Consider the following 13,261-nt stretch of genomic DNA (forward strand, 5'->3'; position numbering starts at 1 on the left):
AAATACAAAAAGGAAATAATCTTGTTTAAACAAGTGTTGACATACTTGTTTAAACAAGATATAATGTAATCGTAATCAAAATAAATTGTAAGGAGAGTGTGCTATGGGAAAGTTTAAACAAGAAGCATTAGACTTGTTAGAACTTATTGGAGGGAAAAATAACATTGCAAGTGCAAGTCATTGTGTAACTAGATTAAGATTTGTATTAAAAGATGAAAAGGTTGCAAAGGAAAAGGCAAAGGAAATCGAAAAGTTACCATCAGTTAAAGGTACATTTATAAATGCAGGTCAATTCCAAGTAATAATAGGAAATAGTGTACAAGCTTTTTATGATGATTTAATTGAAGTATCAGGATTAAAAGTGCAATCAAAAGAAGAAGTTAAAAAAGCAGCTCAAAATAATATGTCATTGATTCAAAGAGTTATAGCAGGTCTAGCTGAAATATTCATTCCAATTTTGCCAGCTATAATCACAGGTGGTTTAATTTTAGGATTTAGGAATGTAATTGGTGATTTAGCTATTTTTGGAGATGGAACTCAAACTCTTACACAATTACACCCGATATTAGCAGAAATCCATAGTTTTTTATGGATTTTAGGAGAAGCTATATTCCATTTCTTACCTGTAGCAGTAACTTGGTCAACAGTTAAAAAGTTTGGCGGTTCAGAGATATTGGGAATTGTATTAGGTATTACTTTAGTATCACCTCAACTTCTAAATGCTTATGGATATGCAGAAGCAGTACAAAATGGAACAGTTCCTTTTTGGAATTTTGGATGGTTCACTATAGATAAGGTTGGATATCAAGCACAGGTAATACCGGCAATTTTATCAGGTATAGTTTTATCTAAGATTGAACTTACATTACGTAAATATATACCAGATGTATTAAAGCTTATAGTAATACCATTTGTAACACTTTTAATTACAGTTTTATTATCATATATACTAATTGGACCAATTTCAAGAGAACTTGGTAATTATATAGCAATTATATTTAATTATTTATTAACAGGACCATTTAAAATAGTAGGTGCAATAATATTTGGATTAACTTATGCACCATTAGTTATAACAGGTTTACATCATACATTTATAGCAGTAGATCTACAATTGATTGCTAATGGTGGAACAATGATTTGGCCACTTATAGCCTTAAGCAATATAGCTCAAGGAGCATCAGCTGTGGCAATGTTAATTATATATAAGAAGAATGCAAGGATTAAATCAATTGCAGCATCAGCAGGAATATCTGCATGGCTTGGAGTTACAGAGCCAGCTATGTTTGGAATTAACCTTAAATATAAGTATCCATTTGTAGCAGCATTAATTGGTTCAGCTTTAGCAGCTGTTGTATCTATAATGTCAGGAGTATTAGCTAACTCAATAGGAATTGGAGGATTACCAGGATTCCTAGCAATTCAACCTCAATATTGGGTACCATTTATAATAGCAATGGGTGTAGCAGTAGTAGTTCCTATAATACTAACTTTTATATTTAATAAAAAATTTGGAACAGATATTGAAAATTTAGAATAATTAATTGTGGTTGTAGTAATATTGCTACAACCATAGTTGTTAAGAGGTGGAGTAAATGAAAGAGCAAAATTGGTGGAAATCTTCAGTAGTATATCAAATTTATCCTAAAAGCTTTAGGGATAGTAATGGAGATGGAATTGGAGATATAGTTGGAATAATAGAAGAATTAGATTACTTAAAGGATTTAGGGGTGGAGGTACTATGGCTTACACCTATATATGTGTCACCTCAAAATGACAATGGCTATGATATAGCAGATTATTATAATATAGATAAGATGTTTGGAACACTTGAAGATTTTAAAAGATTATTAGAAGAAACTCATAAAAGAGGAATGAAGTTAATTTTAGATATGGTAGTAAACCATACTTCAACAGAGCATATTTGGTTTAAGGAAGCTCTTAAGGGAAAAGATAATCCATATCATGATTTTTATATATGGAGAGAAAAGGCAAATAATTGGAACTCTAAATTTGGAGGATCAGCATGGCAATATGTAGAAAGTTTAAATGAATACTACCTTCATCTCTTTGACATAACTCAAGCTGATTTAAATTGGGAAAATCCAAAGCTTAGAGAAGAAATATTCAAGATGATGAGATACTGGCTTGATATGGGAGTAGATGGATTTAGATTAGACGTTATAAATCTAATATCAAAGGATACAAGATTCTTAGATGATGATTTTACATCAGCTACTAGAGATGGTAGAAGATTTTATACAGATGGTCCTAAAATTCATGAGTATCTAAAATTAATGAACAAAGAAGTTTTTTCAAAATATGATAAGATAATGACAGTTGGAGAAATGTCTTCAACAACTATAGATAACTGTATAAAATATACTAATCCTAATAATGAAGAATTAAGTATGACATTTAATTTTCATCATTTAAAAGTAGACTATCCTAATGGTGAAAAATGGAGATTAGCTCCATTCAATTTTGCAATGTTAAAGGATATTTTCTTTAGATGGCAAGTTGAGATGGAAGAAGGAAATGGTTGGAATGCTTTGTTTTGGTGCAATCATGATCAACCTAGAATAGTATCTAGATTTGGAAATGATAGAATATATAGAGAGAAATCAGCAAAGATGCTTGCTACAGTAATACATTTAATGAGAGGAACTCCATATATATATCAAGGTGAAGAAATAGGTATGACAGATCCAAACTTCAATAATATTAAGGATTATAGAGATATAGAATCATTAAATGCATATAATACATTATTAAATGAGAGAATTGATGAAGAAGAGGTTTTAAATATATTAAAAAATAGATCAAGAGATAATTCAAGAACACCAATGCAGTGGAATGCTGAAATAAGTTCTGGATTTACTACAGGCTTACCTTGGATAAAGGTTTGTGATAATTATAAGAACGTAAATGTAGAGCTAGAAAAAGATAACTCTAATTCTATATTAAATTACTATAAGAAATTAATAGAATTAAGAAAGAATAATGAAATAATTTGTGAAGGAAGTTTTATACCTGTTTTAGAAGAGCATCCAAAAATATTAGCTTATATTAGAGAGTACAAAGGTAAAAAAATATTAGTAGCATGTAATTTTTATGGTGAAAAAACTATGGCTTCTCTGAAGGAGTTAATTAATATAGATACTAGTATTATTTTAAATAATTCAGATGAAAATAAAATTGAAGAAGCAAATATATTTTTAGGACCATATGGAAGTATAGTAATTTCTTTTTAATAATAAAAATTGCTTTTGATAAAATACATTTGTAATGATTTATTAATAAAAACCATGTATAGAAAAGAGTTTAGGATCTAGCTATGCATGGTTTTTTAGAGTTATATAGTACTTTTGTTCATCTTACAATAGGTTAATTTATATAATACTTTTAATAAATATTGAAAAGTTATAGTATATAAATTAAAATAGAATTATAAAAACATATTATGCAGATGTGGCGGAATGGCAGACGCATCATCTTGAGGGGGTGACGAGGAATCCTCGTGTGGGTTCAAGTCCCGCCATCTGCACCAAAAGAGAGTATATAAATGATATTTTTATCATTTATATACTCTCTTTTATATTAATAAATATTTATCAACAATAATTATGGCAATAATTAACATAACTTACTATTTAATCTTAATTCTGATAAACTAAAATAGGGTGATTATATGAAGATTAATAGATTATTTGAAATACTATATATTTTATTAGATAAAAAGAATATCACAGCAAAAGAGCTTTCAGAACATTTTGAGGTATCTCAAAGAACTATTTATAGAGATATAGAAAAATTATCACAATCAGGAATTCCTATTTACATGAGTAAAGGAAAAGGGGGCGGAATAAGTCTTCTATCAAATTTTGTATTAAATAAAGCTATATTATCGGAAGAAGAAAAGCGAGAGATAATAGCAGCTATGCAGGGGCTTAGTGCTATTAATGAAAATGAGTTTAATGGAGCATTATCTAAATTAAGTACTTTCTTAGGTGGAAATAATGAAAATTGGATTGAAGTTGATTTTTCAAATTGGGATAAAAATAATGATTTAGGAGAAAAGTTTGCAACTATAAAGAGTTCAATAATAAATAAGAATTTATTAAGTTTTAAGTACTTTGGTGCAAATGGAGAATCACTGAATCGTATTGTTGAGCCATTAAAATTAGTATTTAAAGGGCAAGGATGGTATTTATATGGTTATTGTAGGGAAAGAAAGGATAATAGATTTTTTAAACTTACGAGAATAAATAATTTAAATATTCTTTCAGAAAATTTTATAAGAGCTACACCAAATAAAGTTTTAATAGGGGAGGATAAAGAGTATGTTAGTGCATTAATAAATTTAAAGTTAAAGATAAATAAAAAAGTAGCATTTAGAGTTTATGATGAATTCACAAATTACTCTTTTGATGAAAATGGTGATTTTATAGTTAATTTAAAGCTTTCTAAAGGAGAATTATCATTTGGATATATTATGTCTTTTGGAGAAAATGTAGAAGTAATTGAACCAGAATATGTAAGAGCAGAATTAAAAAATCGATTAAAATGTGCATTAGGCCAATATTAATATGACAGTATGTTGTCATATTAATTATCGTAATATTTATCTATAAATATTAATAAGGAGAGATATTATGGATAAGTTAGATTATAAAAAGGAATTTAAAGAGTTATATTTACCTAAGGAAAGACCAGTGGAAATATTTGTGCCTAATATGAAATTTATAATGATTGATGGATGTGGTAATCCAAATGATGAGGATGGAGAGTATAAAAAGGCAGTTGAGATATTATATGCTTTGTCTTATACAATTAAAATGAATAAGGAAATAAAAAATAAAAATGAATACTTTGAATATGTTATGCCGCCTCTTGAAGGCTTATGGTGGCTAAAAGAAGATGGAGATATGAATTTTACTGAAAAAGAAAAATTTTTTTGGACTTCTATGATACGTCAGCCTGACTTCGTTACAAAAGAGATATTTGAATTTGCTTGCAATGAAGTTAAAAAGAAAAGACCTTATATTGATACATCTATAGCAAGTTTAGAAGAATTTAAGGAAGGGTTATGCGTACAATCCATGCATATTGGAGCATTTGAAAGTGAAGATATAACTATTAAAAAAATTGATGAATATATTAAAGAAAATAACTTGATTATAGATATTAATGGAATTAATGAAGATGGGAAAATTAGAAGGCATCATGAAATATATCTATCAGATCCAAGAAAAATAGATAAAGAAAGGATGAGAACAGTACTTAGACATCCTGTCAGGAGGAATCTATAGTGGATATAATTACATTAAACCATAGTAATATTGATAACGAACATATATGTTGTTCATTATCTGATAAAAAAGGTGAGTGTGGAGTTTATTTAAAAAAGGAATGGCTAAAAGAAAGATTTAATGATGGATTAATATTTAATAAAATAAATGTAAGGGGTAAAGTGTTTATTGAATATATACCAGTAGAAAATGCATGGGTACCTATTGAAGGTAATAATTATATGTTTATAAATTGTTTTTGGGTATCTGGAAAGTTTAAGGGGAAAGGATATGCTAATAGATTATTAAATGAATGTATTGATAATTGCAAGAGAAAAGGAAAGAATGGTATTATAGCTCTTTCATCAAAAAAGAAAATGCCTTTTTTATCAGATCCAGATTATTTAAAATATAAAGGCTTTGAAGTATGTGATAGTGCAAACCCATATTATGAATTGTTATATTTTCCTTTTTCTAAGGAGTATGATATACCTAAATTCAATGAATGTTCAAAGAATGGTGCTATTAATGAAAAAGGATTAGTTTTGTATTATTCTGCTCAATGTCCTCATACAGATAAATATGTTAATTTGATAAAGAAAATTTCGGAAGAAAATGGAGTTGAGTTAAAGTTGATTAAGTTTGAGACTAAGGAGCAAGCACAAAATGCACCTTGTCCTTTCACAACGTACAGTTTATTTTATGATGGAAACTTTATAACTAATGAAATTTTATCTGAAAGTAAAATTAATAAGCTTTTTAGAGAAAAAGGTCTAGTTTAGAATTAGGAGAGTTGAGTATGGATTATATACCTGCAAAAAGTATAATTTCAGGATATAGAGAAAATAATAACTGGTTTGGATTTAATTATAATATGAATATTTATAAAGGATGTAGTCATGGTTGCATTTACTGTGACAGTAGAAGTGAATGTTATGGTATTGATAACTTCGACATTGTTAGAATAAAAGAAAATGCACTTGATACTATACGAAAAGAATTAAAATCAAAAAGAAAAAAAGGAGTAGTTGCAACTGGGGCAATGAGCGATCCATATAATCCATTTGAAAATAAATTTCTTTTAACACGCAATGCCTTAGAAATTATAAATGGCAATGGGTTTGGAGTAGCTATTGCAACAAAGAGTGATTTAATTACAAGAGATATTGATATTTTACAAAGCATTAAAAAGCATTCACCTATACTTTGTAAGATAACTATTACTACAGCTGATGATGAATTGTGTAAAAGAATTGAACCTAATGTTGTTGTTACGTCTAAGAGATTTGAAGCCATTAGAAAGTTATCTAATGCTGGGATTTATACAGGAATATTATTAATGCCTATTTTACCATTTATTAATGATACAGAAGAAAATATAATTAATATCGTAAGAATGGCAAAAGAAAATGGAGCAAAATTTATTTATCCTGCTTTTGGAGTTACACTAAGAGCAAATCAAAGAAATTATTTTTTTGATAGGCTAGATGAGTCTTTTCCAAACATTAAAGAAAAGTATATAAAAAATTTTGGAAATGAATATATGTGTGCAAGTTTAAAAGCTAAGAAGTTGTATAAAATTTTTGTAAATGAGTGTAATAAGTTAGGATTACTTTATAAAATGAGTGATATAATCTATAGTTATAAAAAGGAATATAATAATGAGCAGTTAAGTTTATTTTAAATTAGTCACAAATATATTTAATATTTTTATGGATGCCTTAATTAATTTTAGGTATCTTTTTATTTTTAAATAAACAACATAAAGCTAATTTTTTGTACAAGCATATTTTATATGTTATTATAATTATAAATAATCATAATATTAGGAGGATAAGATGATAAAAGCAGTATTATTTGATTTAGATGGAACATTAATAGATACAAATGAGCTTATTTATGATTCTTTTTATAAAACTTTTAAAAATAAGTTAGGAATAGAATTAAAGAGAGAAGAAATCGTAGACTTCTTTGGAAGACCTCTAGGAGAACCTTTTAAAAAACATGCTAAAGAAGAAGATGTAGCAGATTTAGTTGCTTATTATAGAGAATACAATGAAAGTATTCACGACAACATGTGTTTTGCTTTTGAAGGAGTTAAAGAGCTTTTAACTACTCTTAAAGAAAAGGGAATTAAAATAGGAATAGTAACATCAAAAAGAGCTGAGCTTGCAATAAGAGGTATGAAGATAGCTGGAATATATGATTTTATGGATATAATTATAACACCAGAATCAACAGATCTTCATAAACCAAATCCAGATCCAGCACTTAAAGCATGTAGTGATTTAGGAATTGAACCCAAAGAAGCGATTATGGTTGGAGATAGTCACTATGATATATTCTGTGGTAAATCAGCAGGATGTAAGACTTGTGCAGTGAATTATACATTTATAGAAATAGATAAATTAAAGAAATCAGAACCAGATTATTTTATAGATAGACCAGAAGAGATTTTAAATTTAATATAACTATAAATTAGGAGGATAAAATGAAGGATATAGTAATTTTAGATGGAAAGACTTTAGGGAATTTAGATTTTACTAAGCTAGAGGAATTTGGAGAAGTAACTTATTATGATACTACAAAGCCAGAAGAAGTAGTAGAAAGAATAAAAGATGCTAATATAATTTTAACTAATAAAGTAGTTTTAAATGAAAATAATCTAAAAGAATCTAAAAATTTAGAACTTATCTGTGAAACAGCTACAGGTTTTAATAATATAGACATTGTATATGCTAAAGAAAATAAAATAGCAGTTACTAATGTAGCAGGATATTCAACTAATACAGTTGCTCAACATACTTTTGCAACAGTTTTATCCTTATATGATAAAATTTCATACTATGATAGTTATGTTAAATCAGGGAAGTATGCAAAATCAGGTTTATTTACTGATTTAACTAAACCTTTTTATGAGTTAGAAGGAAAGACTTGGGGGATTATAGGATTTGGAGCTATAGGAAAAAGAGTAGCTAAAATAGGAGAAGCTTTTGGAGTGAATATTGTATATTACTCAACATCAGGAAAAAATTCAAATTCAGATTATAAGAGAGTTACCTTTGAAGAATTGTTAGAAGCATCAGATATAATTTCTATTCATGCACCATTAAATAAAGATACTCAAGGATTAATAAATTATGATGCTCTTAGCAAAATGAAAAGATCAGCTCTTTTAGTTAATATGGGTAGAGGTCCTATAGTAGTTGAAGAAGATTTAGCAAAGGCTATAGATGAAGAATTAATTGCAGGGGCTGCCTTAGATGTATTTGAAGTAGAACCAATAAAAGGAGATAATCCGTTAGTTTCTCTAAAGAACAAAGATAATCTAATATTAACACCTCATATTGCTTGGGCTAGTGTTGAAGCAAGAAATAGATTATTTGAAGAAATTATAAAAAATATCAAAGCTTTTTATAATGGAGAAATAAGAGGAAGAGTAGAAATTTAAATAGAGAAACATTATAAGAAAGTATATATTTATTTAAGGTTAATTTAAAGATTTAATTATAATGCGTAAGTCACTCAAATATGAGATGATTTACGCATTATTTTAATTTCTATGAAAGTATAAAAGTTTAAAGTTTTAAAAATGTGATTATATATGTCCATTTTTTTATAACTGCTTCTACTATTAATTATAAATGTTATAATTAACATATAATGTAAAAAGTAATTGATATAATTTATTGTATTAACCAAAAAGGAGCGGTTAAGGTGAAGAAATTTTTAGTTTTAATTTTAAGCTTATTTCTAATATTTTTATTGGTTCGCTATGGAAAACAACCTGCAAAGGTGGTTGCTGAATATAATGATAAAATTGGAGGGGAGGTTATGCTTAGCAATCCTGAGGCATATGGAATTGGTGCAGATAAAAATGGAAGACCTATTTTTAAAGATACTGATAAAGCTTTAAAACAAGCAAAAATTGATTTTGCTGATGGATTAAAACTTATAAAAGATCAATTCAATCTTATGTCTGTAAGTAAATATTATTATGAACCTTATAAAACTTATGGATGGCAAGTAAACACTGATGATCCAAAATTAAGAAAAAAATGTGGTGAAATATCATTATTTTTTGACATTTATGAAAATAGCTTTGGAAAAGAATAAGTATGGTATTACAACAATTGTAAAATTATTGAAAGCATATATTATATTAAGATTAATGTGATAATAGGTTGAGATTTTTTAAAAAATTATATATAATGTCTTTATAACTTAATAACGTTCGGTTGAAGGTAGCGGGAGAGTGATTTTTTTAATCCACCGAAGAAGTAAATCTTTCAGGTATTAGGACCGTTACTGGACGAACCTCTGGAGAGACTCAGATGAGCACCGAAGGAGCAAGGTAATTTAATTAATTTAAGTTACTGAAACTCTCAGGTAAAAGGACAGGGGATAAGATAGGGCTATAAATATATTTATTATAGCTTGTTTACCTATCTATTCTCCTCCGTAAATTTTAATTTAAGGGGGATTTTTTTATGTTAAATCAAATTCAATCAATTTTAAGTGGGCTAAATAATATTATATGGGGTCCACCACTACTTATACTTTTAGTTGGAACAGGGATATATTTAACCTTTAAACTAAAATTATTACAAATATTTAAACTTCCTTTAGCTTTAAAGTATATTTTTTCAAAGGATGAAGAAGGAGACGATGAAGCTAGAGGAGATGTTTCAAGTTTTGGAGCACTTTGTACTGCATTATCAGCAACTATAGGAACAGGAAATATAGTTGGAGTTGCAACTGCTATTAAAGCTGGAGGACCAGGAGCATTATTTTGGATGTGGATAGCAGCTTTTTTTGGAATGGCAACAAAATATGCAGAAGGCGTATTAGCTATAAAATATAGAGAAGTAGATGCAAATGGACAGATGTCTGGAGGACCTATGTATTATATTAAAAATGGTTTAGGTCTAAACTGGTTAGCTAAACTATTTGCTATATTTGGAGTAGGAGTTGCCTTACTTGGTATAGGTACATTTGGACAAGTTAAGTCTATTGCAGATGCTGCACAAATAGGATTTAATATTCCTTTAATTGTTACAGCAGTAGTAGTAACCATACTAGTTGCATTAGTCACATTAGGTGGAATAAAAAGAATTTCTAGTGTTTCAGAAAAGATAGTGCCATTTATGGCTGTATTATATATATTAGGTGTTATGTTAGTTTTAGTATTTAATTATAACAAAATACCAGAATCAATTAGTTTAATAATTAGAAGTGCATTTAATCCTGAAGCAGCCTTAGGTGGAGCTGCTGGAATAACTATTTCAATTGCAATGCAAAGGGGAATAGGTAGAGGGGTATTTTCTAATGAAGCAGGTCTTGGAAGTGCACCTATAGCAGCAGCTGCTGCTAGAACTAAATCACCTGTTAGACAAGGGTTAATCTCTATGACTGGAACATTTATTGATACAATTATTATATGCACAATGACAGGACTTGTAATAGTTATTACAGGAAGTTTCAATGGAAACTTAGAAGGTGCAGCATTAACAACTGCTGCATTTGAAAATGGTTTGCCAATAGCTACATTAGGAAAGTATATAGTAAATATAGGATTAATATTTTTTGCCTTTACAACTATATTAGGATGGAATTACTATGGTGAAAGATGTATAGAATATTTATTTGGAGTAAAAGGTATAAAGCCTTATAAAATTATTTTTATAATTTTAGTTGCAGTAGGTCCATTTTTACCTCTAGAAATGATATTTATTATAGCAGATATAGTTAATGGTCTTATGGCTATACCAAACTTAATTGGATTAATAGGATTAAGAAATGTGATAGTAGATGAAACAGAAAAGTTTTTTATAAATAATAAAGTAGTTGATTGTGTTAAATTTGAAAATTAAATAGCTTTATTAAAGTTAGGAGTTTTAAATTAAGTTTTAAGGCTCCTAATTTATTTCTTAAATATTCATTAATTATTCATTAAGTTTTTAGATAAATATTTAAGTGATGTAAATTTAAAGTATAATATATATGTTCTAATTAATATTCTACATTATCTATATTTAAATTAAAATAAATAGTTAAAAGTGGAAATGTAAGTTTAATAGCAAATTAGAATCATATATATATTAAAATACTTCTAAATAAATAAAATAATATTATAAATTAGTTGATTTTGGAGGTGATAAATTGAATTATAGAGGAACTTATAATGGGGTTAATGGATACAGAAAAAAAAAGAGTAAAGGTAAAATAAGAAGATTTTTTTTAAAATCAATATTTTTTATAATATGTATATTTAGCATATTTTTTATAGTATTCACATTTATAAATAAAAACGGCAAAAATATTTCGTTATCTCATGAAGTAGTGTTAAGTTACATAAATGTTGCTGATGAATTAAGCAAAGAAGGATATCAATTAAATTGGCAGGAGATAGCGGCAATAAATGGAGCTGTTAATGAAGGCGAATTTAATATTAATAATAAAGATCAATTAAATAGTATAGGCAAGGCTTTTTTTAAAAAGAACTCTTCTAATGATAGTATTGGGTTAAGAAATTTTGACTCAGCAATTAAGGAGTTAAAATTAGATGAGAAAGAAGAAAAATTAGCAGAAGATTATTTAATAGAATTAAAGAAAAATTATCTTCATAGCGAATTAGATAAAGAAAAAATACAGTTTATAGAAAAAGTATCAGATGGTGCATATAAGAATTATAAAAACTATGGAATATTGCCATCAATAACTATTGGTCAAGCTATATTAGAATCAGGGTGGGGAGAGTCAGAGTTATCTTCGAGACATAATAATATTTTTGGAATAAAAGCTGATGCAAGTTGGAGTGAAGAAAAAGTTAATATGAAAACTAAAGAAAATTATAAGGATGTTATTGTAGGCGATTTTAGAGCTTATAACAACATAAGCTCATCGATAGAGGATCATGGAAAATTCTTATGGGAAAATGAAAGATATGCTAAAAATGGGCTTTTTGAAGCAAAAAATTACAGAGCACAAGCGCAGGTACTAGAAGATGCAGGATATAGTACTGCAAAGGATGAAAATGGAAATTTAATTTATGGAGATAAATTAATTAGAGTAATTCAAGAAAATAACTTAATGATATATGATACAAAGGTACAGAGAGGAGAATAGAGAATCTAGATTAAATGCTCTATTTTATTTTAAATTTATGTTCATTTAAAACTAAATCAATTTCTTTTTTAGAAATTGAATCTACTCTTATAAAAAAGTTTCCTTTACTTATTATACTAATAAATTTATTAACTATGATTTTATCTCCTTGTACTTCCATTTCAACCATACCATTATCCATATTATGTACCCAACCAGTTAAATTAAGAGAAGTGGCATTCATTTGACAAAAGTATCTAAAGCCGACTCCTTGAACTCTACCTTCAACAATAATATAGTATCTAGTCATATTATCACTCCTTAACAACTAATTATAAAAATTATATCATAAATGTCAGATTATTTTGAATATAATTATGTAAGCTTATTAAAAAAATGGTATAATTTGAATGAGAATTATATATGGGAGGGCATTTATATGGAAAGATCACTAGTATTAATAAAACCAGATGCTATAGAGAAAAATATAATAGGGGAAATAATAAGTAAATATGAGGAAAATGGGCTTAAAGTAGTTGCATTGAAAATGGAAAGAATATCAAAGGATTTTGCCTGCATGCATTATGAAGAGCATATTGGTAAAGAGTTTTTCGAATCTTTAATAAAATTTATAACTAGAGGACTATTATGTGCATTAATTTTAGAAGGAGAGAATGCAATACAGAAGATTAGAGAAATTAATGGAAGTACTAATCCTGAAAAAGCAGCAGAAGGAACTATAAGAAGACTATATGCAGCAAGTAGTATGGAAAACTGTGTTCATGCTTCTGATAGTATTGAAAGTGCTAAGAGAGAAATAAAGTTATGGTTTAGAAATTAAAAAGGGGCTACATAAAGTACCC

Annotated in this window: 13 protein-coding genes, 1 tRNA gene and 2 riboswitches; of the genes, 13 read left to right on the plus strand and 1 reads right to left on the minus strand. The window is 27.7% G+C overall.

Annotated features, from left to right (window positions below; all coding sequences use genetic code 11):
* Positions 1–103 precede the first annotated feature (103 nt).
* The 12 genes from treP (at position 104) to ACYUEX_RS05325 (ending at position 12,419) form a co-directional block, all read left to right on the plus strand.
* A complete protein-coding gene (gene treP / locus ACYUEX_RS05270; RefSeq protein WP_460286867.1) occupies positions 104–1,540 on the plus strand; it encodes a PTS system trehalose-specific EIIBC component in 1,437 nt (478 codons plus the stop codon).
* Between the two features lie 55 nt (positions 1,541–1,595).
* Positions 1,596–3,254 carry an alpha,alpha-phosphotrehalase gene (treC, locus tag ACYUEX_RS05275; RefSeq protein WP_460286868.1) on the plus strand — a complete coding sequence of 553 codons (1,659 nt, stop codon included), beginning with the start codon at positions 1,596–1,598 and terminating at the stop codon, positions 3,252–3,254.
* A 211-nt stretch (positions 3,255–3,465) separates the two neighbouring features.
* A tRNA-Leu gene (locus ACYUEX_RS05280) sits at positions 3,466–3,550 on the plus strand.
* Between the two features lie 141 nt (positions 3,551–3,691).
* Entirely contained in the window at positions 3,692–4,588 is an 897-nt protein-coding gene (locus ACYUEX_RS05285) for a helix-turn-helix transcriptional regulator (RefSeq protein WP_460286869.1), read from the plus strand.
* Positions 4,589–4,655: 67 nt separating this feature from the next.
* Positions 4,656–5,312: a GyrI-like domain-containing protein gene (locus ACYUEX_RS05290; protein ID WP_460286870.1), complete on the plus strand. Its 657-nt coding sequence runs from the start codon at positions 4,656–4,658 to the stop codon at positions 5,310–5,312.
* Positions 5,312–6,073 (plus strand): GNAT family N-acetyltransferase, encoded by a 762-nt coding sequence (locus ACYUEX_RS05295; protein ID WP_460286871.1) that lies wholly within the window; start codon positions 5,312–5,314, stop codon positions 6,071–6,073. The genes ACYUEX_RS05290 and ACYUEX_RS05295 overlap by 1 nt, the downstream gene beginning before the upstream one ends.
* Positions 6,074–6,090: 17 nt before the next feature.
* Complete coding sequence (locus ACYUEX_RS05300) at positions 6,091–6,975, plus strand: SPL family radical SAM protein (protein WP_460286872.1); 885 nt, start codon at positions 6,091–6,093, stop codon at positions 6,973–6,975.
* A 154-nt stretch (positions 6,976–7,129) separates the two neighbouring features.
* On the plus strand, positions 7,130–7,762 hold the full coding sequence (gene ppaX, locus ACYUEX_RS05305) for a pyrophosphatase PpaX (protein ID WP_460286873.1): 633 nt from the start codon (positions 7,130–7,132) through the stop codon (positions 7,760–7,762).
* Positions 7,763–7,782: 20 nt separating this feature from the next.
* Positions 7,783–8,742, plus strand: a complete 960-nt coding sequence (locus ACYUEX_RS05310) for a D-2-hydroxyacid dehydrogenase (protein WP_460286874.1) — start codon at positions 7,783–7,785, stop codon at positions 8,740–8,742.
* Positions 8,743–9,008: 266 nt separating this feature from the next.
* The gene (locus ACYUEX_RS05315; protein ID WP_460286875.1) at positions 9,009–9,407 is read left to right on the plus strand and encodes a hypothetical protein; all 399 of its coding nucleotides are present in this window, start codon (positions 9,009–9,011) and stop codon (positions 9,405–9,407) included.
* Between the two features lie 122 nt (positions 9,408–9,529).
* Positions 9,530–9,606: riboswitch (glycine riboswitch) on the plus strand.
* A 2-nt stretch (positions 9,607–9,608) separates the two neighbouring features.
* A riboswitch (glycine riboswitch) is annotated at positions 9,609–9,695 on the plus strand.
* A gap of 86 nt (positions 9,696–9,781) precedes the next feature.
* Complete coding sequence (locus ACYUEX_RS05320) at positions 9,782–11,164, plus strand: alanine/glycine:cation symporter family protein (RefSeq protein WP_460286876.1); 1,383 nt, start codon at positions 9,782–9,784, stop codon at positions 11,162–11,164.
* A gap of 289 nt (positions 11,165–11,453) precedes the next feature.
* A complete protein-coding gene (locus tag ACYUEX_RS05325) occupies positions 11,454–12,419 on the plus strand; it encodes a glycoside hydrolase family 73 protein (protein ID WP_460286877.1) in 966 nt (321 codons plus the stop codon).
* Positions 12,420–12,438: 19 nt separating this feature from the next.
* Here ACYUEX_RS05325 and ACYUEX_RS05330 read toward each other — a convergent pair whose 3' ends face one another.
* A complete protein-coding gene (locus ACYUEX_RS05330) occupies positions 12,439–12,708 on the minus strand; it encodes an acylphosphatase (protein WP_460286878.1) in 270 nt (89 codons plus the stop codon).
* A 129-nt stretch (positions 12,709–12,837) separates the two neighbouring features.
* On the opposite strand from ACYUEX_RS05330, the gene ndk reads away from it, so the two are divergent.
* Entirely contained in the window at positions 12,838–13,239 is a 402-nt protein-coding gene (gene ndk, locus ACYUEX_RS05335; protein WP_460286879.1) for a nucleoside-diphosphate kinase, read from the plus strand.
* Positions 13,240–13,261: the final 22 nt, after the last annotated feature.

The sequence above is a fragment of the Clostridium sp. CTA-7 genome (genome assembly GCF_054768095.1).

Coding starts and splice junctions, on each gene's coding strand:
- treP (WP_460286867.1), top strand. CDS start 104: ATGGGAAAGTTTAAACAAGAAGCATTAGACTTGTTAGAACTTATTGGA.
- treC (WP_460286868.1), top strand. CDS start 1,596: ATGAAAGAGCAAAATTGGTGGAAATCTTCAGTAGTATATCAAATTTAT.
- ACYUEX_RS05285 (WP_460286869.1), top strand. CDS start 3,692: ATGAAGATTAATAGATTATTTGAAATACTATATATTTTATTAGATAAA.
- ACYUEX_RS05290 (WP_460286870.1), top strand. CDS start 4,656: ATGGATAAGTTAGATTATAAAAAGGAATTTAAAGAGTTATATTTACCT.
- ACYUEX_RS05300 (WP_460286872.1), top strand. CDS start 6,091: ATGGATTATATACCTGCAAAAAGTATAATTTCAGGATATAGAGAAAAT.
- ppaX (WP_460286873.1), top strand. CDS start 7,130: ATGATAAAAGCAGTATTATTTGATTTAGATGGAACATTAATAGATACA.
- ACYUEX_RS05310 (WP_460286874.1), top strand. CDS start 7,783: ATGAAGGATATAGTAATTTTAGATGGAAAGACTTTAGGGAATTTAGAT.
- ACYUEX_RS05320 (WP_460286876.1), top strand. CDS start 9,782: ATGTTAAATCAAATTCAATCAATTTTAAGTGGGCTAAATAATATTATA.
- ACYUEX_RS05330 (WP_460286878.1), bottom strand. CDS start 12,708: ATGACTAGATACTATATTATTGTTGAAGGTAGAGTTCAAGGAGTCGGC.
- ndk (WP_460286879.1), top strand. CDS start 12,838: ATGGAAAGATCACTAGTATTAATAAAACCAGATGCTATAGAGAAAAAT.